Source organism: Streptomyces sp. M-16, from assembly GCF_052114405.1.
In the GTDB taxonomy this organism is placed as follows: Bacteria; Actinomycetota; Actinomycetes; order Streptomycetales; family Streptomycetaceae; genus Streptomyces.
Genome location: NZ_JBFRER010000076.1, coordinates 12,749 through 34,680 on the forward strand (window position 1 = coordinate 12,749; position 21,932 = coordinate 34,680).

Consider the following 21,932-nt stretch of genomic DNA (forward strand, 5'->3'; position numbering starts at 1 on the left):
CGCGCAACAGGCGCTTCCCGGTCAGCGGGCCGGGTAGTCCGTGTAGCCGCGGGCGTCGCCCCCGAAGAACGTGGACGGGTCCGGCGTGTTGTACGGGCCTTCGGTGCGCAGGCGCTCGGGCAGGTCGGGGTTGGCCAGGAAGAGGGCGCCGAAGGCGAGCAGGTCGGCGGTGCCGTCCTCGATCAGGGTGAGGGCCCGGTGATCGGTGGGTCCCTCGGTCGCCGGGTTCAGGACGAGCGGTCCGGAGAACTGCTTGCGCAGCACGAGGGTGGTTTCCCGGGCCTCGGGGCCGTGCTCCATGACGTGGAGGTAGGCGAGGCCGAGCCCGTCGAGCTCCTTGACCAGCGCCTCGTACGTCGGCTGCGGGTCGGGCTCGGAGATGTCGTTGTACGTGTTCCCCGGCGATACGCGCAGGGCGGTGCGTTCGGCCCCGATCGCGGCGGCCACCGCCCGGACCACCTCCACCGCGAAGCGGATCCGGTTCTCCACCGGGCCGCCCCACTCGTCGGTGCGCCGGTTCGAGCCGGGGGCGAGGAACTGGTGGATCAGGTAACCGTTGGCCCCGTGCAGCTCCACCCCGTCGAAGCCGGCCTCCACCGCGTTGCGGGCCGCCTGGGCGTAGGCGGCGACGGTTTCGCGCACCTCGGCCCCGGTCAGCTCGTGCGGGGTCACGAAGTCCTTCATGCCGTCGCCGGTGAACAGCTGTCCCCGGGGGGCCACCGCGGACGGGGCCACGGGTACGAGGCCGTCGGGCAGCAGTGACGGGTGGCCGATCCGGCCGGAGTGCATCAGCTGGGCGAAGATCCGGCCACCGGCCGCGTGCACGGAGTCGGTGACCTCGCGCCAGGCCGCCACCTGCCCGGCGCTGTGCAGCCCCGGGGTGAACGGGTAGCCCTGCCCGACGGCGGAGGGCTGGATGCCCTCGCTGATGAGCAGGCCGGCGGAGGCGCGCTGGGTGTAGTACTCGGTGACGAGGGCCGTCGCGACGCCGCCCTCGCCCGCGCGGCTGCGCGTCATGGGGGCCAGGGCGATCCGGTTGGAAAGGGTGGCGCCGGGAATGCGGACCGGTTCGAACGCGCTGGTCATCTTCGCCTCGCAAAGATAGAAGATATTTGGTCGGCCAATCATTGGCTGTGGATGCAGCGTACCCCATTGCTTGGCCGACCAATCAAATAGCGGTGGCGGGTAGGATTCGCATGACGGCGGCGGGCCGCCGCCCTCAGGGGCGACGGTCGGTGACCGGATCCGACACACCCTTCAGGAGGAGCGCCCCGATGACTGCGGAACCCGTTCAGGAGCCGCGCACCGCGCCGGGGTGCGCGGCGGTGCCCAGTGCCGTGCTGGACGGGCCCGTGAGTCACGCGATCAGCCGGGTCTCGCGCCTGCACCGGATCGCGGCGGGCCGGGTCCTGCGCGAACTGGGGCTCCACCCCGGGCAGGAGTTCCTGATGATGCACCTCTGGGACAGCGGTGCGGTGCGCCAGTCCGAGCTGATCAAAGCGGTGGGCCTCGATCCCTCCACGGTGACCAAGATGCTCCAGCGCCTGGAGCACGCCGGCCATGTGCGCCGCCGCCCCGACCCGTCCGACCGGCGGGCCTCCCTGGTGGAGGCGACGGAGACCAGTTGCGGTCTGCTGGTCGAGGTCCGCAGGGCCTGGGGCGAGCTGGAAGGCCAGACCCTGGATGGTCTGGATGACACCGAGCGTGCCGAACTGGCCCGGCTCCTCGGCAAGGTCGAGGCCGCGTTGTGGACGGAGCTCGCCCGCGGAGGCGATGCGGGGTGCGGCGCCGCGTCCAAGGCCTCGGATCCCTGCTCGTGAGTCGGGGGTCTCGCCCGTCGGATGCGCGATCGCCCGTGAGGTGGAGCAGATCTCCGAGGGCCGCACGCAGAGGCGTACCGGAACGCTGTACGGGGCCCTTGAGTGCCTCCTGGAACAGTGGCTGATCACCGTCCACCGCGAGGAGGTGGTCGACGGGCGCGGTCTCGTCCCCGCGCGGTGCTTCCGGCATCTTCGAGGGGCCGCCACCCCCGGCGCGGCGTAGCCTCGTGCTCAGGGCCCCGTCGTCGTCCGCCGCCAACGGCCGCGCGGCGAGCCGGGCCCGGACCGGACGGGACGGGACCGCGGGAGGACGTGTGACCGCACTCGGTGAATCGATCGGGATCGACGGCTCGACCGTGCTGGTCCTGGGACAGGAACTCGCCGTCGGGCGCGGGCAGCCGGACGTCGCCAACGCCCTCGTCCACCGGACCGGCGACACCCTGGTGCTGGTCGACACCGGTGTCACGGAAGCCTTCCGCGCGGCACTGCGCGAGGCCGCCGACCGCGTCGGGCCCTGGTCACGGGCGCTGGTACTGACCACGCACGGCCATCCGGACCACATCGGCAACAACGACCTGGCCGATGAACTGGGCGTACCGGTCGAGCACTTCCTGCCCGCCCGGGACCTCGACCAGATGCGGGACCCGGTGGCGTACTGGGCGCGGGCCTTCGAGCGCATCGCCGGAACGGCGCCGGGGCCGGCGCCCGCGCAGGCCGCCGAACAGCTGCTCTCGCTCTTCCGGCCGCTCCGGCCCTTCGGCGCGACGACCCGGACCTACGAGGAGCGGCCGCTGGAACGGATCCGCATCGGCTCGCTCCGCTTCACCGGCTGGACCTTCGCCGACGGTGCGGTCCGTGTGCTGCGCAGTCAGGGCCACTGCGCGGGGCACGTGATCGTGCACCTGAGGGACTGCGGTGTCCTGCACCTGTCCGACGAGGGCAACGGCCCCTGCGGTGCGATGGCCGACGCCGACCAGCTCAAGATCCAGACCGTACTCGGCGCGGTCGCCCTCCTCTTCGAGGAGGGGCGAGCCGCACTGCTCACCGACGGGCACACCTTCACCGTGCGCAGTGGCGCCGAGGTGGTGTCCTGGCTGGACGGGCTCCTGGAGCAGGCCACCGCGCTGCAGGAAGCGGCCCTCGGGCTGACCGGGGAGAGCGGGCGGGCCGTGCCCGGTGCGTTCACCGCCCGGTACGCGGAGAGCGCCACCGAACTCGGCGTCAGCGGCGCCAACCCGAACGCGATGTTCACCGCCTTGATGGCGGTGAACCAGCTCCGGGAGCTCGGTCTGCGGCCGGAGCCCGGCGACGCCGACGCGCCCTGGTCCCGGCCCCCGCTCCACGAGCCGGCCCCACCCGACGGCTGAACCCCGTCCCCGCGTCCGGTCGTCGGGCGATCGGGCCGCCCCCGGGACCCTGCGGTCAGCGCCCGCTCCCGGAACGGGCTCCCCGCACCGTCACGCCGACGAGGAGGAACCCCAGGAGGAAGCATCCGGCCGCGGTGAGCGCCGACGCGTGCAGGCCTGGGATGGGGCCCGCGCCGCCGACGAGCGTGCCGAAGAGCGCCACCCCGATCGCATGGCCCGCCTGACGCGACACGTTGAAGGAGGCCGAGGCCACGCCCGCGTGCTCGGCGGGGGCCGCCTCCATGATCGCCACCGTTGCCGCCACGACGGCCAGCGGCGTCGCGAGCCCCGTCGCCATCAGGGCGAAGAGCAGTACGGGGTAGGGGGTTTGCGGCCCGGCGGTGAGCCAGCCCAGGAAGCCCGCCGCCCCCAGCAGCAGGGCCCCGGCCATGGGGACGTACGGTCCGGTGCGGGCGGCTGCCCGGCTCGACAGCGGCGCGGCGAGGAAGCCCATGCAGACGGACGGCAGCAGGGCCAGCCCGGTCTCCAGCGCGCTGAAGCCGCGGTCCCGCTGGAAGTACAGCGTCGCGACGAAGAGCATGCCGTAGTAGCCCAGGCTGAGCAGCAGGCCGACGGCGTTCGTCGTGCTCACCCGGCGGTCGCGGAGCAGGGACGGCGGCAGCAGCGGCCTCCTGCCGTCCGGCCGTGCGGCGAGGGCCCTCTCCAGGTGTCGCTCCACCAGGACGAAGCCGGTCAGGGCCGCCGCCCCCACCGCGAAGGCGGCGAGCACCCGGGGGGAGGTCCAGCCGGCCGGCCCCGCCCCGTTGAGCGCGCCGGCCACCGCGACGAGACCGAGCACACCGAGCAGCAGGCCCAACGGGTCCATCCGGCCGGTCTCCCGCGGCCGGGCCGGTGCCCGGACGTGGCGCAGCGTCAGCACGGCGGCGAGCGCGGCCACCGGCAGGTTCACCCAGAACACCCACCTCCAGTCCAGCCCCGAGACGAGCAGGCCCCCGACCACCGGCCCGGCGCCGAACGCCACGGCCGACACCAGACCCCAGACGCCCACCGCCCGGGCCCGCTGAACGCGGTCCGGATAGGCCGCCCGCAGCAGGGCGAAGGAGGCCGGTACGAGGAAGGCCGCTCCGGCACCCTGGGCGAGCCGGCACCCGATCAGCGCCACGGCCGACGGGGCGAGGGCGCAGCCGGTCGAGGCCAGGGTGAACACGGYCAGCCCGAAGAGGTAGAGGGGCCGGTGCCCGAAGCGGTCGCCGAGCCCGCCCCCGAGGAGCAGCAGGCCCGCGAAGAGGGTGCTGTACCCGTCGACGATCCATTGCAGGCCAAAAGCACCGACGTGCAGCGATCCCTGGATGCCCGGTACCGCCACGTTGACGACGGTCACGTCGAGCATGACGAGGAAGTGGCCGAGGCTCAGGGCGATGAGCGGCGGCAGGGGCAGCTTCGGGCGCCGGCGCCCGACCCCCTCGCCCTGCGGGGCGAAGGCGTCGGACCCGGCGTGGACGGGTGTGGGCGGCGCGGGGAAGTCCGTGGAACTCATGACGTCAGTCTCGACGCGGAACACTTCGCCGGCCGACGAACCATGGGCTGCCTACGATGGGGCCGTGACCACCCGAAACGGTTCCCGTGGCGACCGGTTGAACCGGCAGCCCGACATCGCCCGCGCCGCGGCCCTGATCGCCGACGCCTCCCGCGCGAGCATGCTGAAGTCGCTGGGCGACGGCCGCGCGCTGTCGGCCAAGGTGCTCGCCGCAGAGGCGGGCATCGGCGCTCCGACCGCGAGCGCCCACTTGGCCAGGCTCGTCGAGGCCGGTCTGATCACGGTGGAGAGCGCGGGGCGCAACCGGTACTACCGGCTGGCCGGCCCCGAAGTCAGCCTCGCCCTGGAAGCCCTCGCGGTGATCGCACCCCCGCTCCCCGTCACGACCCTGCGGGAGAGCGGCGCCGCGAACGCCCTGCGCCGGTCCCGTACGTGCTACGACCACCTGGCGGGCCGGCTCGGGGTCGCGTTGATGGGCGGCCTCCTCGCCCACGGCATCCTGGCCGGCCACGACGGCACCCACGACCGGGACGAAGCCGTGCGCGACGGGGCGCGCGGCTACGGACACGACCACGACTACCGGCTCACACCGGCCGGCCGGGACGCGCTGGGGCGTTTCGGCATCGACGTGGCCGCCCTGCCCGGCCGTCGGCCGCTGGTCCGGTACTGCGTGGACTGGAGCGAACAGCAGCACCACCTGGCCGGGGGAGTGGGGGCGGCCGTCACCGCGAGGCTGTTCCGGCTCGGCTGGCTGCGCCACGGCGTGAGCCCGCGCGTCGTCCACCTCACCGACGCCGGTGCCGAAGGCATCGCCGACTGGCTCGGGCTGCGCCCGGAGGACTGACCCCGGAGGACGAGGCGGCCTAACGGCGCGCGCGCTGGGACTCGACCATCTGCCGCACGGTGCCGTCGACGTCCGTCCGCGCCTGGATCCGCTCGGCGAACCCGGGGAACTGCCCGGCGATGGCGCTCAGCAGCCGCAGCTCCAGCGGCGCCACGTTGACCTCGCAGAGGTCGCGGCGGACGGCCCGTACGACGGCGTCGGCGACCTGGCCGGGCGTGACGGTCCTGATGCCGTTCGGCGTCGTGGCACCGGTGTCCGCGAACATTCCGGCGTCCCGGACGAAACCGGGCTGGACCAGGGACACCCCCACCCCCGTGCCCCTGAGCTCCTGGCGCAGGGCGAGGGCGAATCCGCGCAGCCCGAACTTGGTCGCGTTGTACAACGAGGTGGACCTCGACGCCGCCTTGCCGGAGATGGATCCGACCAGCACGATGTGGCCGCGGCCGCGGGCGACCATGTGCTCCGCGAGCAGCCGGGACAGCAGGAGGGGCGCACGCAGGTTGACGTCGAGGGCGCGGTCGAGCTGTTCCTCGGTGTAGTCCAGGAGTTCGCCGCTGGCGGGCAGTGCGGCGTTCGCGACGAGGACGTCCGCCTCGGCGCAGGCCCCGGCGAGGCGGACGACATCGGACCTGACGGCGAGGTCGGCGACGACGGTGCGGGCGCCGCAGGCGTCCGCCGTGGCCTTGAGGGCCTCCGGCCGCCGGCCGGTGACCGTGAGGCGGGCCCCGCGCGCGGTCAGCCGTGCGGCCAGGGTGGAGCCGATGCCCCCGGTGGCCCCGGTGAGCAGAACGTTCGATCCGGAAATGTCCACAACGACTCCTGTGTGACGTCCTTCAACTGTTCGTTCGAACGAACAGTAGGGACCGCTCCGCCCCGTGTCCACACCCGGTCCCTCCAACTCCCGTCTCCCGCAAGGGCGTCCGGGCAGGTCGATGGGGCAGAATGCCGACATGCCCCATGCCTCCGACACCCGCCAGAGCATCATCGACGCCGTACTGCGGATCATCGGGCAGGACGGCGTCGCGGCCGTCACCAACCGGCGGATCGCCAAGGAGGCAGGGGTCTCGCTCGGCTCCGTCACCTACCACTTCGCCACCCAGCACGAGCTGCTGCGCGAGAGCCTGCTGTACTTCGTGGCCGAGGAGACCCGGCACTTCAGCGCGCTCGCGGGCTCCTGCACCGACCAGCGCTTCGACATCGGGCAGGCGGCCGAGGCGGTGGCGCGGGTCGCGGGCGGCGACGCCTTCGACAGCCGCCACATCGCCCCCTTCGAGCTCTACGTCCAGGCCGGGCGCGACGAGCGGCTGCGCGCCGCCGCCACCGAGTGCTTCGCCGCCTACGACCTGCTGGCCACCCGGATCCTGACCCAGCTCGGCGTGCCCGACCCCGAACGCCTCGCGGGCGTGGCCGTCGCCCTGGTCTTCGGGCAGCAGCTGCGCCGCCTGGCCACCGGCGCCCCCGCGGAGGACCTCGTCGACGCCCTCCTGGTCCTGACGGAGTGCGCCGCGCCGCGGATTCCGTAGGCATCGACGGTCGATCCGAGCGCCGCAAACGCGCCGAACCGCTCCCGCCCCGTGCGGCCCCGCTCCCGCCCCGTGCCGCCCCGGCTCCGGCCCAGTGCCGCGCCGCGTCGCGCCGTCTGTGACGGGCGGCCCCGACGCCCCCGAGGGTGCGCGAAAATACCCCGATCTGCCCCATATCTCCCCACAGTGACGGGAAGTGACTCCCGTCACTTCCCGTGACCGATGGGGCATGCCTCCGCAGGACCGGGGCAGGCGGGCCCGAGCATCGCCACCGCGGGCAGTCCGCGGTGCCGGAATCGGAGGTACAGCGCGTCGTGTCCGAGCAGACGACCATCCACATCGCCGGGACCTGGCGTTCCGCGGTATCAGGGGCCACCCGAGAGGTCTTCGACCCGGCCGACGGCACCGTCCTCGCCGTTGTCGCCGAGGCGGGCGCCGCGGACACCGACGCGGCCGTCGCCGCGGCCCGCGCCGCCTTCGACAGCGGCCAGTGGCCCCGGACCCCCGTCCCGGAGCGGGCCGCACTGCTGCGCCGCACCGCCGACCTGCTCCACCGCGACCGCGAGCGCCTCGGACTCCTGGAGAGCCGTGACGCGGGCAAGACCCTGGAAGAGGGCCGTACGGACGTGGACTGCGTCGCCGCCGCCTTCCGCTACTTCGCCGACCTCGTCGCCGGCGAGAGCGCGGGACGCGTCGTGGACGCCGGGACGCCCGACGTCCACAGCGTCGTCGTCCACGAGCCCGTCGGGGTCTGCGCCCTGATCACCCCCTGGAACTACCCGCTCCTCCAGGCCTCCTGGAAGATCGCCCCCGCCCTCGCCGCCGGCAACACCTTCGTGCTCAAGCCCAGCGAGATCACCCCGCTGTCCACCGCGGCCCTCATCGGCCTGCTGGTGGAGGCCGGCCTGCCGGCCGGTGTCGCCAACCTGGTCACCGGCCCCGGCGACCCCGTCGGCGCGCGCCTCGCGGCCCATCCCGACGTGGACCTCGTCTCCTTCACCGGCGGGCTCACCAGCGGTACGAAGGTGATGCGCGCGGCCGCCGACTCCGTCAAGAAGGTCGCCCTCGAACTCGGCGGCAAGAACCCCAACGTGGTCTTCGCCGACGCCTGCGCCACCGAAGAGGGCTTCGACACCGCCGTCGACCAGGCCCTCAACGCCGCCTTCATGCACAGCGGCCAGGTCTGCTCCGCCGGCTCCCGCCTCATCGTCGAGGAGGGCGTCGCCGAGCGCTTCGTCGCCGAACTCGCCCGCCGGGCCGACCGGATCCGCCTCGGCCGCGGCACCGACCCGGGTGTGGAGTGCGGCCCGCTGGTCTCCGCCGCCCAGCGCGAGCGCACCGAGGAGTACGTGGCCTCGGCCCTCGCCGAGGGCGCCGTGCTCCGCGCGGGCGGCCACCGCCCCGACGGGCCCGGCTACTTCTACCGGCCGACCGTGCTGGACCGCTGCCACCGCGGGATGCGCGTCGTACGGGAGGAGGTCTTCGGGCCGGTCCTGACCGTCGAGACCTTCCGTACCGAGGCGGAGGCCGTCGCGCTGGCCAACGACACCGAGTACGGCCTCGCCGGCGCGGTGTGGACCTCCGACCCGGGCCGCGGCCGCCGCGTGGCGGGCCGGCTGCGCCACGGCACCGTCTGGATCAACGACTTCCACCCCTACCTCCCGCAGGCCGAGTGGGGCGGCTTCGGCAAGTCCGGCACCGGACGCGAACTGGGCCCCTCGGGCCTGGCCGAGTACCGGGAGACCAAGCACGTGTACCAGAACCTCGCCCCCCGCCCCCTGCGCTGGTTCGCGGGCTGAAGGAGGAACAGAGCGATGAACACCCCCACGCATCCCCCCMCCCCCGCCCCCGCGGAGCAGGAGTACGACTACGTCGTCGTCGGCGGCGGCACCGCCGGCTCGGTGATCGCCTCCCGCCTGACCGAGGACCCCGACGTCAGCGTCGCCGTCATCGAGGGCGGCCCCAGCGACGTCGACCGCCCCGAGGTGCTCACCCTGCGCCGCTGGACGGGTCTGCTCGGCGGCGAGCTCGACTACGACTACCCCACCACCGAGCAGCCCCGCGGCAACTCGCACATCCGCCACAGCCGCGCCCGCGTCCTCGGCGGCTGTTCCTCCCACAACACCCTCATCGCCTTCAAGCCGCTCCCGTCCGACTGGGACGAGTGGGAACGGTCGGGAGCCGAGGGCTGGAACGCGGCCGCCATGGACCCGTACTTCGACAAGCTCCTGAACAACATCGTCCCGGTGCACGAGAAGGACCGCAACGCCATCGCGCGCGACTTCGTCGACTCCGCGCAGACCGCCCTGGGCGTCCCGCGCGTCGAGGGGTTCAACGCGAAGCCCTTCCACGAGGGTGCCGGCTTCTTCGACCTCGCCTACCACCCGGAGGACAACAAGCGCTCCTCCGCGTCGGTGGCCTACCTCCACCCCGTCATGGACGAACGCCCCAACCTCCGGATCCTCCTGGAGACCTGGGCCCACCGCCTCGAACTCGACGGCACCCGCGCGCGCGGCGTCCACGTACGCGCCAAGGACGGGACGGAGTCCCTGGTCACCGCACGCCGCGAGGTACTGGTGTGCGCCGGAGCCGTCGACACCCCGCGGCTGCTGCTGCACTCGGGCATCGGCCCGCGCGCCGACCTGGAGGCCCTCGGCATCACCCCGCTGCACGACCTGCCCGGAGTCGGGGAGAACCTGCTCGACCACCCCGAATCGGTGATCGTCTGGGAGACCGACGGCCCGATACCCGAGAACTCCGCGATGGACAGCGACGCCGGGCTGTTCGTCCGGCGCGACCCCGACTCCGCCGGGCCCGACCTGATGTTCCACTTCTACCAGGTCCCCTTCACGGACAACCCCGAGCGCATCGGCTACGAACGCCCCACGCACGGGGTGTCGATGACCCCGAACATCCCCAAGCCCCGCAGCCGCGGCCGCCTCTACCTGACCAGCGCTGACCCCGAGGTCAAACCGGCCCTGGACTTCCGCTACTTCACCGACGAGGACGACTACGACGGCCGGACCCTGGTGGACGGCATCAAGCTCGCCCGCGAGATCGCCGCGACCCCGCCGCTGGCCGGTTGGCTCAAGCGCGAGGTGTGCCCCGGCCCGGAGATCACCGGCGACGAGGAGCTGAGCGCCTACGCCCGCTCCGTCGCGCACACCGTCTACCACCCCGCAGGAACCTGCCGGATGGGCGCCGTCGACGACCCCGGCGCCGTGGTGGGACCGGACCTGAAGATCCGCGGACTCGAAGGCATCCGCATCGCGGACGCCTCCGTCTTCCCGACGATGCCCGCGGTCAACCCGATGATCGGAGTGCTCATGGTCGGCGAGAAGGCAGCCGAGCTGCTGGCCCGGGAAGGCGGTACCCGATGAACACCGCCCCCGCCGCCGCATCCCCCACCGCCACCCCCTCGGCACCCCCCGTCTTCGCCGTGGACGGCCTCTGGAAGGTCTTCGGCCCCGAGAAGGCCGCCGCCCGGGTCCCCGGCTCCGCCGACGCCACCGGCCTGTCCGCCGCCGAACTGCGCGAGCGCACCGGCTGCACCGCCGCCGTCCGCGACGTCACCTTCGACGTCCGCAAGGGCGAGGTCTTCGTCGTGATGGGCCTGTCCGGCTCCGGCAAGTCCACCCTCGTACGCTGCCTCACCCGGCTCATCGAACCCACCGCCGGAAGCCTGGCCATCGACGGCGAGGACGTCCTCGCCATGGACGCCGCCCGGCTGCGCTCCCTGCGCCGCCACCGCGCCGCCATGGTCTTCCAGCACTTCGGCCTCCTCCCGCACCGCAACGTCCTGGACAACGTCGCGTACGGACTGGAGATCCAGGGTGTCGGCCGCGGCGACCGCCGGGACAAGGCCGCCGAACTCGTCGCCAAGGTCGGCCTCGAAGGACTGGAGCAGCGCCGCCCCGGCCAGCTCTCCGGAGGCCAGCAGCAGCGCGTCGGCCTGGCCCGCGCCCTCGCCGCCGACCCCGAGGTGCTGCTGTTCGACGAGCCGTTCAGCGCGCTCGACCCCCTCATCCGGCGCGAGATGCAGGAGGAGGTCGCCCGGCTCCACCACGAGGAGGGCCGCACCATGGTCTTCATCACCCACGACCTCGCCGAGGCCCTGCGCCTGGGCGACCGGATCGCGCTGATGCGCGACGGCCGCATCGTGCAGCTCGGCACGCCCGAGGAGATCGTCGGCTCGCCCGCCGACGACTACGTACGGGACTTCGTCCGCGACGTCCCCCGCGAGCAGGTGCTCACCGTCCGCAGCGCGATGCGCCCCGCAGCCGCGGGCGAAGCGGAGCGGGGGCCTGCACTGGCCCCGGCCACCACCGTGGTCGAAGCCATCCAGGCCGTCGCCCGCAGCGGCGGCCCGGCCCGGGTCGTCGACCACGGYCGCTGCCTGGGCGTGGTCGACGACGCCGGACTGCTCGCCGTCGTGGCCGGACTCCCGGCCGGCACCGGACGGGGGGTGGCGGCATGACCCGCCCGGCCCGTCCCGCGGCCCCCGCCCCCGACGCGCGGAGGTGGTGCGCGTGACCGCGACCCCGACCCACACCCCGCCCGACACCCGCGCCGCCACCCGCGCCGCCACCCCTTCGCAGGCCCCGCGGTCCGTCGAACGGTCCTCCGGCCGGAGCTCCGCCGACACCGCGTCCGCTCCCCAGGACCGCCCCCGCAGACCCCTGGCCGCCCTTGCCGCGCGCCGCGGGGTCCTCATCCCGATGGGCCTCGCCGTCGCCCTGCTGATCCCGCTCGCCGTGGCCTTCCCGGGCGCCGGCAGCTGGCCCGCGGCCCTCACGGCCGACTTGTCCGGCCCGCTCGGCCGCGCAGGCGACTGGATCATCGACCACCGCGACAGCCACCCCCTCTTCCTCTACTTCTTCGGCCACATCAGCAACGCCGTCGTGGTGTCCGTACGCGCCGTGTACGTCCTCCTGCTCGCCGCCGGCTGGACCGGGGTCACCGCCCTGGCCGCCCTCGTCGCCTGGCGCCTGGCGGGCATCCGCCTCGCCCTGACCTGCGCCGCCGCCTTCGTCGCCTGCGGCCTGCTCGGCATGTGGGTGCCGACCATGCAGACCCTCGCGCTGATGGCCGTCGCCGTCGCGGCCTCCGTCGTCCTGGGCGCCCTGCTCGGCCTCGCCGCGGGGCTCTCCCCGCGCGCCGACCGCCTCCTGCGTCCCGTACTCGACACCATGCAGATCCTGCCGGCCTTCGCGTACCTGCTGCCGATGGTGCTCGTCTTCGGCATCGGCGTACCCGCCGCGGTCCTCGCCACCGTCGTCTACGCCGCGCCCCCCATGGCCCGCCTCACCGCCCTCGGCCTGCGCGACGCCGACGCGGGCGTCCTGGAAGCAGCCGCCTCGCTCGGCGCCACCGGACGCCAGCGCCTGCTGACCGCCCGCCTCCCGCTCGCGCGCCGACAGCTCCTGCTCGGCGTCAACCAGGCCATCATGACGGGCCTGTCCATGGCCGTCATCGCCTCCGTGATCGGCGCGGGCGGCCTCGGCGACCGCGTCTACCAGGCCCTCGCCTCCGTCGACGTCGGCGCGGCCCTGGCCGCGGGCATCCCGATCGTGCTGCTCGCCGTCGTACTGGACCGCACCGCCGACGCCGCGGGCCGCCGGATCGGCGCCACCCCCGTGCCCGCCCGCGAACAGCACCTGCTGCGGCGGGTGTTCTCCGGCTGGTACGGCCGGCTGCTCACCTTCCTCGTGGCGGTGGCCGCCGCCGTCGCGGGCCGCGTCGCCGGAAGCTCCCTGTGGCCCGGGTCCTGGACCGTCCCCCTCGCCGACCCGGTGAACTCGGCCGTCGCCTGGATGACCGGCCACCTCTACTCGGGCGTCCCCGTCGTCGGCGGCACCGCCGACTGGGCCGCCCGGTTCACCGGCTGGATCCTCGACCCGCTGCGCTCCGGACTCCAGGCCGCCCCCTGGTGGCTGCTCCTCCTGCTGACCTGCGCACTCGCCCTCCTGGCGGGCACCTGGCGCACCGCACTCACCGCGGTCCTCGCCCTGAGCGCCGTCGGAGTGCTCGGCGTGTGGGAAGCCTCCCTCGACACCCTCTCCCAGGTCCTGGCCGCCGTCGCGGTCACGCTCGTACTCGGCTTCGCGATCGCCGTGGGCGCCGCGCGCAGCGCCCGGGCGGAGCGGCTGCTGCGGCCCGTCCTCGACGTGTGCCAGACCCTGCCGCAGTTCGTCTACCTCATCCCCGTGGTCGCGCTGTTCGGCGTCGGCCGCGCACCGGCCGCCGCGGCCGCCGTGGTGTACGCGCTGCCGGCCGTCGTACGGATCACCGCACAGGGCCTGCGCGAGGTGGACCCGACCGTCGTGGAATCCGTCCGCTCGCTCGGCGCGACCCGCTCGCAACTGCTGCGACAGGTCCAGCTGCCCCTCGCCCGACCCGCGTTGCTCCTGGCCGTCAACCAGGCCGTGGTCCTCGTCCTCGCCGTCGTCATCATCGGCGGCCTGGTCGGCGGTGGCGCGCTCGGCTACGACGTCGTCCTCGGCCTCGCCCAGGGCGACCTCGCCACCGGCCTGGTGGCCGGGGCCGCGATCGTCTGCCTCGGCCTGCTGCTCGACCGCCTCACCCAGCCCGCGAAGGAGGCCTGACATGCGTGACGCACACCCCCGGCGCCCCCTCGGCCGCCACGCCGCGGCCGTACTCGCCGCCACGACCGCCCTCGCCGCCCTCACCGGCTGCGGGGCGGCCGACATGACCCGCCAGTCCTCCCCGTACGCCGCGGCACAGGGCGCGAAGACCGTCACCCTCTCCGTCCAGTCGTGGGTCGGCGCCCAGTCGAACACCGCCGTCGCCGCCTACCTCCTCGAACACGAGCTGGGCTACCGCGTGGACACCGTCCAGGTCGACGAGGTCCCCGCCTGGGACGCCCTCAGCCAGGGCCGCGTCGACGCGATCCTGGAGGACTGGGGCCACCCCGAGCAGGAGAAGCGGTACGTCGAAGGGAAGAAGACCATCACCCCCGGCGGGGACCTCGGGGTGACGGGCCACATCGGCTGGTTCGTCCCCACCTACTTCGCCGAGGCCCATCCCGACGTCACCGACTGGAAGAACCTCGACAAGTACGCCGACCTGCTGCGCACGCCGGAGAGCCGGGGCAAGGGCCAGCTGATGGACGGCTCCCCGTCCTACGTCACGAACGACAAGGCGCTGGTCAAGAACCTGGGCCTCGACCTCGAAGTCGTCTTCGCCGGCTCCGAGGCCGCGCAGATCACCCAGATCAAGCAGTTCGCGAAGGAGCACAAGCCCTTCCTGACGTACTGGTACGAGCCCCAGTGGCTCTTCGAGCGCGTCCCGATGACCGAGGTGAAACTCCCCGAGTACACCGAAGGCTGCGCCGACGATCCGCAGAAGGTGGCCTGCGCCTACCCGCACACACCGCTGCAGAAGTACCTGAACACGCGCTTCGCGCACTCGGGCGGCAAGGCGGCCGACTTCCTGAAGAAGTTCCACTGGACCAAGGCGCAGCAGAACGAGGTGTCCCTGATGATCGCCGAGGAGAAGCTCTCGCCGCAGCAGGCGGCGAAGAAGTGGGTGGAGCGCAACGAGAGCGTGTGGAAGCCCTGGCTGACCTGACGTCCGCGTACCGGCCAGCGGCCCGCCCGGTGACCGGCTCAGGTGCCGAGCGGGTGGCCGGTCGTCGCGTCCACGTGGTCGGGGACCTCCTCGTGGCGATCGCCCACGGTCGGCGTCCCGGTGGGCTCGAACAGCAGGATGGCCGCGCCGGACGGAGCATGGGGCTTGTGCTCCGTACCCCGGGGAACGGTGAAGACCGACCCCCGCGGGAGCAGGACCGTACGCTCCCCGGCGGGCTCGCGCAGGGAGATGTGCAGCTCCCCGTCCAGGACCAGGAAGAACTCGTCGGTGTCGTCGTGGACGTGCCAGAGGTGTTCGCCCTCGACCTTGGCGACGCGGACGTCGTAGTCGTTGACCCGCGTGACGATACGCGGGCTCCACAGGGCGTCGAAGGAGGCCAGGGCCTCGCTGAGGGAAATGGGTCCGTTGCTCATGGGCTCATCCTGGGGCGTGACGCACGGTCGGTGTGAGTGCTAGGAATTGCACATGCCGAAAGAATCCTCGCAAGGGGTGCGCGCGGCCGGCGCGCACCGGGTCGTCGTGATCGTGGACGAGAACTCGAACCCGTTCGAGCTCAGCTGCGCGATCGAGGTCTTCGGCCTGCGCAGACCCGAGCTCGGCCGTGACCTCTACGACTTCCGGCTCTGCTCTCCCGTGCCCCGCACCCCGATGCGGGACGGGTTCTTCACCCTCACCGGAGTCGCCGGTCTGGAAGCGGCCGACGAGGCCGACACCCTGATCGTCCCCAACCGCCCCGACGTCGAGGTGCCCCGCCGGCCCGCCGTGCTCGACGCCGTCCGACGGGCGCACGCGCGCGGTGCGCGCCTGATCGGCTTCTGCAGCGGCGCCTTCACCCTGGCCGAGGCCGGAGTCCTCGACGGGCGCCGGGCCACCGCGCACTGGCAGTGGGCCGATTCCTTCCGGGACCGCTTCCCTTCCGTCCACCTCGAACCGGACGTGCTCTTCGTGGACGACGGTGACATCCTCACCGCCGCCGGGAGCGCGGCCGCGCTCGACCTCGGGCTGCACGTGGTCCGCCGCGACCACGGCGCGGAGGTCGCCAACTCCGTGAGCCGGCGGCTGGTCTTCGCGGCGCACCGCGACGGCGGGCAGCGCCAGTTCGTGGAGCGCCCCGTCCCCGACCTGCCGGACGAGTCCCTGGCGCCCGTCCTGGTCTGGGCCCAGGAACGGCTGGACACGGTGCTGACCGTGTCCGACCTCGCGGCGCGTGCGGCGGTCAGTCCGGCGACGCTGCACCGCCGCTTCCGGGCCCAACTGGGGACGACGCCCTTGTCGTGGCTCACGGGGGAACGGCTCGCCCTCGCATGCCGGTTGATCGAGCGGGGCGAGTCCCGCTTCGAGGTGGTCGCGCGGCGGAGCGGGCTCGGCACCGCCGCCAACCTGCGCGCCCTGATGCGCCGCGAGACCGGCGTCGCTCCGTCGGTGTACCGGCGCCGGTTCGGCGCCGGGGCGAGGTGACGGCGGGACGACCGGTCGGCGCGCCGCGCGCGCCGGAGTGGCGGGCGCGCCGGACCTCTCACACCGTTTTGATGCCGCCGCCTTCGACGTGGTGGTCGGCGCCGGTCACGCTGGCCGCGCGGTCCGAGACGAGGAAGGCGACGACGGAGGCGACCTCGGCGGGTTCGACCATCCGGCCGGTGGTCATTCCCATCGCCGCCGGCACACCGGACACGAAATCGCGGTGTCCGACGCCGTTCGCCTCGGCGAGGCGGGCGCCGAAGCCGTCGGCGTCCTCCCACATGCCGGTTCGTGTCGGCCCCGGGGAGACCGTGTTCACGCGTACGCCCCTGGGGCCGAACTCCTCGGACAGCGCCTTGCCGAACGCGTTGAGGCCCGCTTTCGCGACGCCGTACTCGATGGGACCCGTGCCCGGCACGCGGGCGCTCATCGACGAGATGTTCACCACCGAACCACGGCGTTCCAGGATGCTCGGCAGCAGCCGTCGGGTGACGCGTACCGTCCCGAACAGGTTGACCTCGAAACTCTTTGCCCACAGGGCGTCGTCCGTGGCGAGGAACCCGTTCAGGGTGAACTCGTCCCCTCCACCCAGGTTGTTGACCAGGATGTCCACGCCGCCGAGTGCCGCGAGCGCCTGCGTCCCCAGTTCCTCGGCGCCCTCCGGAGTGCTCAGGTCGACCGCGACCGCGTGGGCGCCGGTTTCCTTCAGTTCGGCCGTGACCGTGCGGGCCGCACCGACCACGCGGACCCCCTCGGCGACGAGCTGCCGGGTGATCGCGAGGCCGACGCCCCGGCTCGCCCCGGTCACGACGGCGGCCTTGCCCGCGAGATCGAGCTCCATGTCGGACTCCTCTTCTTCGAAGTTTTTGAACCTCAGGTACAAAACAAGCCCATAAAAAATGGGGACGGGCCGTCGCCGTGCGCCGCCGGACTACAGGGCACCCATCGCCGCGTCCACGACCTGCCGCAACCGCGTGCCGTCCCGGTCGGTCTTCGCCAGCACCCGCATGCCGATCACCGTCGCGAGCAGCCAGGCGGCCACCGCCGCCGCATCGCGCCCGCCGTCGATCTCGCCGGCCCGCTGGCCCGCCTCGACGGTCGCCCGGAACGCGCTCTCCGTCCGCGCGAACATCATGCGTACGGTGTCGGCCGTCCCGGTGTCCGAAGGGGCGGACTCGGCGGCGGTGTTGACCGCCATGCATCCGCGTCGGTCCGGGTCGCCCAAGTCGAGTTCGACCAGTGCCTCCAGCGCGCCCCGCAGCCGGTCCCTCGCAGAGCCGGGGTGGTCGAGGAGCGCCTCCAGCCATGCGGCCTGCGAGTCCCGGTAGCGCGCGAGGGCCCGTTCGAACAAGGCGTGCTTGCTGCCGAAGGCGTTGTAGAGGCTGCCCTTGCCGATGCCGATCTCGTCCACGAGGTCCTGAGGCGTCGTCGCCGCGTACCCCTTGCGCCAGAACACGCTCATCGCGCGCTCCACCGCCACGTCCGGATCGAACTGCTTCGGCCTGCCCATGGTGTTCACCGTAGCAGTGTTTTTGACCTTGAGTTCAAATATCCGTCGATTCCCTGGCGCCTCGGGCCGCCCCCGTGGCTGGGCCATCCGAGAGGCCTGCCGCCCTCGTCCGGCATGGCACCCGGGCCCGCGGCTCCGCGGGGAGGAGGCTGGTGCCCCCGATCATGCAGGAGGGGTCTGTGAAGGAGCCCGGCTCGCGAGGGACCCGAGCGCCGGCATCCGGCGGGGCGGGCCGAGAAGCCGCCGGGCCGGCCGGGGTCGTGGGCATCGGACTCGCTGCCGTGCTGACCTTCGCGCTCGCCCAGGGCTCCTGGCAGTGGTTCGCCACGTTCATCGGTGCGACGCTCCTGGCGGTGATCCTCGCCTTCCAGGGACGGCCGCCGTGGATGCCCGGCATCAGGACCGGGTACACGCGCAACCTGGTCGCGTACTCGCTGGTCGTCGGTCTGTGCGTGGCGATCGTGCTGGCCCCCATGCTCCAGCGCTGGGCCTGGCTGTTCCCCATGCCGGGCACCCGCAGCGGTTGCCTGGAGATGGGCAGGTACGAAGCCCTCCTCACGGAGGCCGCGCTGGCGGACCTGGCCGGCCGCGACGGCGCCGCTCTGGCCTACGCCCAGGCGAACCAGAGCGGGAAGGCCGTCGCCGACTGCCTGGCGGCCACGACGACCCTGTGGCTTCCCCTCTACGGAGCCGGGGCGGCCGTGCTGGTCGGGGCCGTCGCATGGTTCCGCGACCGGGCTCGCGCGCGGCGGGACCCCCGGTCCGCCCCCGTCCCGACAGGAGCGCCGACCACGGGGACCCTCCGGGACGGCGCGGCGTAGTCCGCACCGGGCACGCGGTGGGTCGGTGTCCGGTGGGCCCGCTCACAGGGCGCGGATGCCGGCGATCAGGGCGAAGCCCCGTCGGCGGGCGAAGGCACCGCGTACGGGCGGAGGACCATGAGGGAGTCTTCCGGGGTCGCCACCATGGCGAAGGGGAAGCGGTCGAGATCGAGACAGAGCGCGACGTCGTCCGGATGGACTCCCTGGCGTACGCCCTCGGCCAGCTCGGCGGCGGCGCGTGACGCGCCGGCGCGGCGGAGGAACCCGGCCGGATCCGTCCCGGACCCGGTGGCCCGCCCGGCAATGTACTGGGCGCACGCCAGGTCCTCATCGGCCCGGCCGTCCTCGCCGGTGACCACGAACGTGACGCTGTCGCACCCGCGTGCCCGCAGGAGCCGGGCCGTTGCCTCCGCCACCACGAAGCCGGCGCACAGCACCAGCGACGCGTCCCTGACCGCGAGGGCGCCGACCGTCCCCGCCGTGGTCTTCTGCACCACGGTCCGCCCACCCAGGTCGACCGAGCGCAGCAGGCCCGGCGAGTTGACCAGGTCGAACCCGGGCGCGGCCGGACCGTCCTTGAGCGCCACCCAATCCGGGTGACGGGCCTTGAGCGCCAGGGCGTCGTCCAGGGACTCGGCCAGAACCATCTTCTCCGCCCCCCGGGCAAAGGCCCAGGCGGCCACGGTGTAGGCGCGCATGACGTCGATCACGACCGCCACGGAGGGGGTTCCGTCCAGATCGGAGATGCCGAGGAAACGAGCGTCCATGCCGGTCATGATCGTCTGCACCCGCGCCGAAGTTCCCGAATGGTGGTGTGCGTCACATCTGCCGCCCGGGTCCGAGCCGGTGGCGATGTGCCGCGGGCCGGCCCACGGTGTGGGCCGGCCCGGGGGTCAGGTCAGGTTGGTCTCGCAGGACGCGATCGGGGCACCGCGAGCGGTGTCTCAGGCCGTGGCGGGTGCAGAGGCCTCGGGGGCCGCGGGCCCCGTTTCGTCGGCGGGGTGGGGGATGCGGTGCAGCCCCCTGCGGTCGTAGAGGCGGGTGACGGCGAAGCCGAAGGCCAGTGCGGCGACCAGGGCGATGCCCATGGAGGCCCACGCCCGGGTCAGCCCGGCGTCGGCCTGGGCGCCGTAGTACAGCAGGGAACGCAGGCCCTCGGTGATCTGGCGCAGCGGCTCGAATTCGGAGAGGACGCGGAAGAACCCGGGCAGCGCCTGGACCGGCACGGTGGCGCCGGAGGAGGGGACGGCCATCGCGACGAAGACGATGGTGGCCAGCAGCATGCCGGGGGTGCCGAAGGCCGCGAACAGGGCCAGGCTGCCGATGCCGACGACCGCGATGGTCGAGACCGAGTAGAGCCACAGCAGGCCGAGGTGGGAGGCGTCCATGTCGAGGATGCCGACCGTGGCGACCTCGACCAGGGTGCCCATGACCAGGGAGAGTCCGAGCATGAGCGCCGTGCCGATGGCGAGCGTGCGGACGCGGCTGGTGTGCTGGACGGGTTCGCGCTTGCGGAACGGCCCGAAGTCGGTGTGCAGGTAGCCGAGCGCCGTGTCGACCTGGGAGTTGACCACGTTGGCGCCGAGCATGCCGCAGACGACCAGGACCAGTGCGTAGTAGAAGGCGCTCAGGCCCATGGCACTGCGGGACCCGACGGGGTGGCCGTCGGCGACGGTGACGGTGACCGGGTCCGCCAGCTTCAGCTGGGCGGCCGTCGGGAGCGGGGTCTTCTGGGCCGCGGCCTGCTTGAGGAGTTCCTGGCCGATGTGGGCGGAGGCGGCGTGGGCGGCCTTCTGGGCGGCCTGGGAGGACATCGAGGAGCCGATGCTGCCGGCGGCCTGGTTCGTCAGCACGGTCAGGGTCGGCGGGGCGGCCTTGCCCTGGGGTGCGGGCTGCGCGGAGGTGAGCGCGGCCACCGTGGCGGAGAAGTCCTTGGGTATGACGAGGGCGCCGAAGACCTTGCCCCGGCCGAGCCGCTTGTCGGCCTCCTCGCGGCTGACGACCTGCCAGTCGAAGCTCTTGTCGCCCTCGGCGGCCTTCTGGATGCCCGCGACGACCTGGTCGCCCAGGTTGACGTGGCGGCCGCCCGCGTCGGCGCCGCTGTCGGCGTTGACCAGCGCCACGGGCAGGTCGCGCAGGTTGCCCTTGGGATTGACGTTGCCGCCCACGTAGAGCAGGGCGAACAGGATCGAGACCACTGCGGCGATGAGTCCCGTTCCGATCCACAGCCGGGGTCGGCGGAGAACGGAGGGGGGCGTGGGTTGAGGCATCGATTCTCCGGTGCGGTGCGGCTGCGTTCCTGAGCTGGATACTGAAAGTATCCAGCTACTGGATAGTGGCAGTATCTTGTTGTGGTGTCCAATCGCCGACGACGGACACCGGACGGGCACCGCATGACCGGCAGGGAGGCCGTATGAAGATCTCGGAGCTCAGCCGGCGGACCGGCGTACCGGTCGCCAGCATCAAGTACTTCCTGCGTCAGGGGCTGCTGCCCGCCGGGCGGGCGACCGCCGCGACCCTCGCCGAGTACGGGGAGGAGCACGCGCAGCGACTGCGCCTGATCAAAGCGCTGACCACGCTCGGCGGCCTCTCCATCGCCGCCACCCGTGACGTGCTCGGGGCCGTCGACCAGGCCCACACCTCCGAGGGCGCCCTCGGCGCGGTCAGCTACGCCCTTCCGGTGCCGGTGGCGGCCCAGAGTGCCGCGGCCGACGAGGCGGAAGCCGAGGCCGCGGCGACCGCCGAGGCCGAGGTGTCGGAGCTGCTCGTGGCCCTGGACTGGCGGGCGCCGGACACGTCACCGCACGTGGAGGGGCTCGCGGTGGCGCTGAAGGAGCTGCGGCGGCTGGACGCGCAGTACGCCCCGGGCGAGCTCGCCGCCTACGCGAGGCTGGCCGAATCGGTGGCCCGGCTGGACCTGGAGCGGGCGGCGGGCCTCGACGACCCGGTGGCGCTGGCCGAGCGGGCGGTCATCGTCTTCGCGATCTGCGCCCCGGTGTTCGAGCTGCTGCGGCGTCTCGCCCAGGAGGACCAGGTCCGGCGCCGGGTCGCGGCCGAGGGGACGGCCTTCCGGACGAGCGGGGGGCCCACGGCCCCCGAGCCGCAGGACGGTTCCTCGCCCGCTACTTCGGGTCGGTGTTGAACCTGGCGGTCGACCAGAGGTAGCCGAGGACGGTGAGGCCGAGGCACCAGGCGACGGCGAGCCAGCCGTTGTTGCCGATCTCGGTGCCGAGGAGGAGGCCGCGGAGGGTTTCGATGGCGGGGGTGAAGGGCTGGTAGTGGGCGATGGGCTGGAACCAGCCGGGCATGGAGGTGACGGGGGTGAAGGCGCTGGAGAGCAGGGGCAGCAGGATCAGTGGCAGCGCGGAGTTGCTGGCGGCCTCGGCGTTGGGGCTGACCAGGCCCATGCCGACGGCGATCCAGGTGAGTGCCAGGGCGAAG

Annotated in this window: 22 protein-coding genes; 13 read left to right on the plus strand and 9 right to left on the minus strand. The window is 73.2% G+C overall.

What is annotated here, in order from left to right; genetic code table 11:
• Positions 1-21: 21 nt before the first annotated feature.
• Entirely contained in the window at positions 22-1,059 is a 1,038-nt protein-coding gene (locus AB4039_RS28335) for an alkene reductase (protein WP_442272138.1), read from the minus strand.
• A 215-nt stretch (positions 1,060-1,274) separates the two neighbouring features.
• Here AB4039_RS28335 and AB4039_RS28340 point away from each other — a divergent pair, with 215 nt between their 5' ends.
• From AB4039_RS28340 to AB4039_RS28350, 3 genes are all read left to right on the plus strand, one after another.
• Positions 1,275-1,820 carry a MarR family winged helix-turn-helix transcriptional regulator gene (locus tag AB4039_RS28340; protein ID WP_266846716.1) on the plus strand — a complete coding sequence of 182 codons (546 nt, stop codon included), beginning with the start codon at positions 1,275-1,277 and terminating at the stop codon, positions 1,818-1,820.
• Positions 1,821-1,860: 40 nt separating this feature from the next.
• The gene (locus tag AB4039_RS28345) at positions 1,861-2,043 is read left to right on the plus strand and encodes a hypothetical protein (RefSeq protein WP_442272129.1); all 183 of its coding nucleotides are present in this window, start codon (positions 1,861-1,863) and stop codon (positions 2,041-2,043) included.
• A gap of 91 nt (positions 2,044-2,134) precedes the next feature.
• The gene (locus AB4039_RS28350) at positions 2,135-3,187 is read left to right on the plus strand and encodes an MBL fold metallo-hydrolase (protein ID WP_266846717.1); all 1,053 of its coding nucleotides are present in this window, start codon (positions 2,135-2,137) and stop codon (positions 3,185-3,187) included.
• 55 nt (positions 3,188-3,242) lie between these two features.
• On the opposite strand, the gene AB4039_RS28355 is transcribed toward AB4039_RS28350, so the two are convergent.
• A complete protein-coding gene (locus AB4039_RS28355) occupies positions 3,243-4,724 on the minus strand; it encodes an MFS transporter (protein ID WP_442272130.1) in 1,482 nt (493 codons plus the stop codon).
• Between the two features lie 64 nt (positions 4,725-4,788).
• Between AB4039_RS28355 and AB4039_RS28360 the strand changes: the two genes are divergently transcribed.
• A complete protein-coding gene (locus AB4039_RS28360) occupies positions 4,789-5,568 on the plus strand; it encodes a helix-turn-helix domain-containing protein (RefSeq protein WP_266846721.1) in 780 nt (259 codons plus the stop codon).
• A gap of 19 nt (positions 5,569-5,587) precedes the next feature.
• On the opposite strand, the gene AB4039_RS28365 is transcribed toward AB4039_RS28360, so the two are convergent.
• Positions 5,588-6,379, minus strand: coding sequence for an SDR family NAD(P)-dependent oxidoreductase (locus AB4039_RS28365; protein ID WP_266846723.1), 792 nt, complete (start codon positions 6,377-6,379; stop codon positions 5,588-5,590).
• 139 nt (positions 6,380-6,518) lie between these two features.
• On the opposite strand from AB4039_RS28365, the gene AB4039_RS28370 reads away from it, so the two are divergent.
• From AB4039_RS28370 to AB4039_RS28395, 6 genes are all read left to right on the plus strand, one after another.
• Positions 6,519-7,091, plus strand: coding sequence for a TetR/AcrR family transcriptional regulator (locus tag AB4039_RS28370; RefSeq protein WP_266846725.1), 573 nt, complete (start codon positions 6,519-6,521; stop codon positions 7,089-7,091).
• Between the two features lie 314 nt (positions 7,092-7,405).
• Positions 7,406-8,890, plus strand: a complete 1,485-nt coding sequence (locus AB4039_RS28375; RefSeq protein WP_442272131.1) for an aldehyde dehydrogenase family protein — start codon at positions 7,406-7,408, stop codon at positions 8,888-8,890.
• Between the two features lie 15 nt (positions 8,891-8,905).
• Positions 8,906-10,471 (plus strand): GMC family oxidoreductase, encoded by a 1,566-nt coding sequence (locus AB4039_RS28380; protein WP_442272132.1) that lies wholly within the window; start codon positions 8,906-8,908, stop codon positions 10,469-10,471.
• Complete coding sequence (locus tag AB4039_RS28385; protein ID WP_266846730.1) at positions 10,468-11,568, plus strand: glycine betaine/L-proline ABC transporter ATP-binding protein; 1,101 nt, start codon at positions 10,468-10,470, stop codon at positions 11,566-11,568. Before AB4039_RS28380 ends, AB4039_RS28385 begins: the two co-directional genes overlap by 4 nt.
• A 241-nt stretch (positions 11,569-11,809) precedes the next feature.
• Entirely contained in the window at positions 11,810-13,696 is a 1,887-nt protein-coding gene (locus tag AB4039_RS28390) for an ABC transporter permease subunit (RefSeq protein ID WP_442272139.1), read from the plus strand.
• Between the two features lies 1 nt (position 13,697).
• Positions 13,698-14,681, plus strand: a complete 984-nt coding sequence (locus tag AB4039_RS28395; RefSeq protein WP_442272133.1) for an ABC transporter substrate-binding protein — start codon at positions 13,698-13,700, stop codon at positions 14,679-14,681.
• Between the two features lie 38 nt (positions 14,682-14,719).
• On the opposite strand, the gene AB4039_RS28400 is transcribed toward AB4039_RS28395, so the two are convergent.
• Positions 14,720-15,115: a cupin domain-containing protein gene (locus AB4039_RS28400; protein ID WP_266846731.1), complete on the minus strand. Its 396-nt coding sequence runs from the start codon at positions 15,113-15,115 to the stop codon at positions 14,720-14,722.
• Between the two features lie 52 nt (positions 15,116-15,167).
• Between AB4039_RS28400 and AB4039_RS28405 the strand changes: the two genes are divergently transcribed.
• The gene (locus tag AB4039_RS28405) at positions 15,168-16,160 is read left to right on the plus strand and encodes a helix-turn-helix domain-containing protein (protein ID WP_266846733.1); all 993 of its coding nucleotides are present in this window, start codon (positions 15,168-15,170) and stop codon (positions 16,158-16,160) included.
• Positions 16,161-16,218: 58 nt separating this feature from the next.
• Here AB4039_RS28405 and AB4039_RS28410 read toward each other — a convergent pair whose 3' ends face one another.
• Positions 16,219-17,001: an oxidoreductase gene (locus tag AB4039_RS28410; protein ID WP_266846735.1), complete on the minus strand. Its 783-nt coding sequence runs from the start codon at positions 16,999-17,001 to the stop codon at positions 16,219-16,221.
• 90 nt (positions 17,002-17,091) lie between these two features.
• Positions 17,092-17,670 carry a TetR/AcrR family transcriptional regulator gene (locus AB4039_RS28415; protein WP_266846736.1) on the minus strand — a complete coding sequence of 193 codons (579 nt, stop codon included), beginning with the start codon at positions 17,668-17,670 and terminating at the stop codon, positions 17,092-17,094.
• Between the two features lie 260 nt (positions 17,671-17,930).
• On the opposite strand from AB4039_RS28415, the gene AB4039_RS28420 reads away from it, so the two are divergent.
• Entirely contained in the window at positions 17,931-18,491 is a 561-nt protein-coding gene (locus tag AB4039_RS28420; RefSeq protein WP_442272134.1) for a hypothetical protein, read from the plus strand.
• A gap of 65 nt (positions 18,492-18,556) precedes the next feature.
• On the opposite strand, the gene AB4039_RS28425 is transcribed toward AB4039_RS28420, so the two are convergent.
• A complete protein-coding gene (locus AB4039_RS28425; protein ID WP_442272135.1) occupies positions 18,557-19,258 on the minus strand; it encodes a 2-phosphosulfolactate phosphatase in 702 nt (233 codons plus the stop codon).
• A gap of 177 nt (positions 19,259-19,435) precedes the next feature.
• Positions 19,436-20,761, minus strand: coding sequence for a YhgE/Pip family protein (locus AB4039_RS28430; protein ID WP_266846739.1), 1,326 nt, complete (start codon positions 20,759-20,761; stop codon positions 19,436-19,438).
• Between the two features lie 143 nt (positions 20,762-20,904).
• Between AB4039_RS28430 and AB4039_RS28435 the strand changes: the two genes are divergently transcribed.
• The gene (locus AB4039_RS28435; protein ID WP_266846741.1) at positions 20,905-21,633 is read left to right on the plus strand and encodes a MerR family transcriptional regulator; all 729 of its coding nucleotides are present in this window, start codon (positions 20,905-20,907) and stop codon (positions 21,631-21,633) included.
• On the opposite strand, the gene AB4039_RS28440 is transcribed toward AB4039_RS28435, so the two are convergent.
• On the minus strand, positions 21,614-21,932 hold a 319-nt coding region (locus tag AB4039_RS28440), incomplete at its 5' end, for an ABC transporter permease (protein WP_442272136.1). The two genes, AB4039_RS28435 and AB4039_RS28440, sit on opposite strands and share 20 nt — an antisense overlap.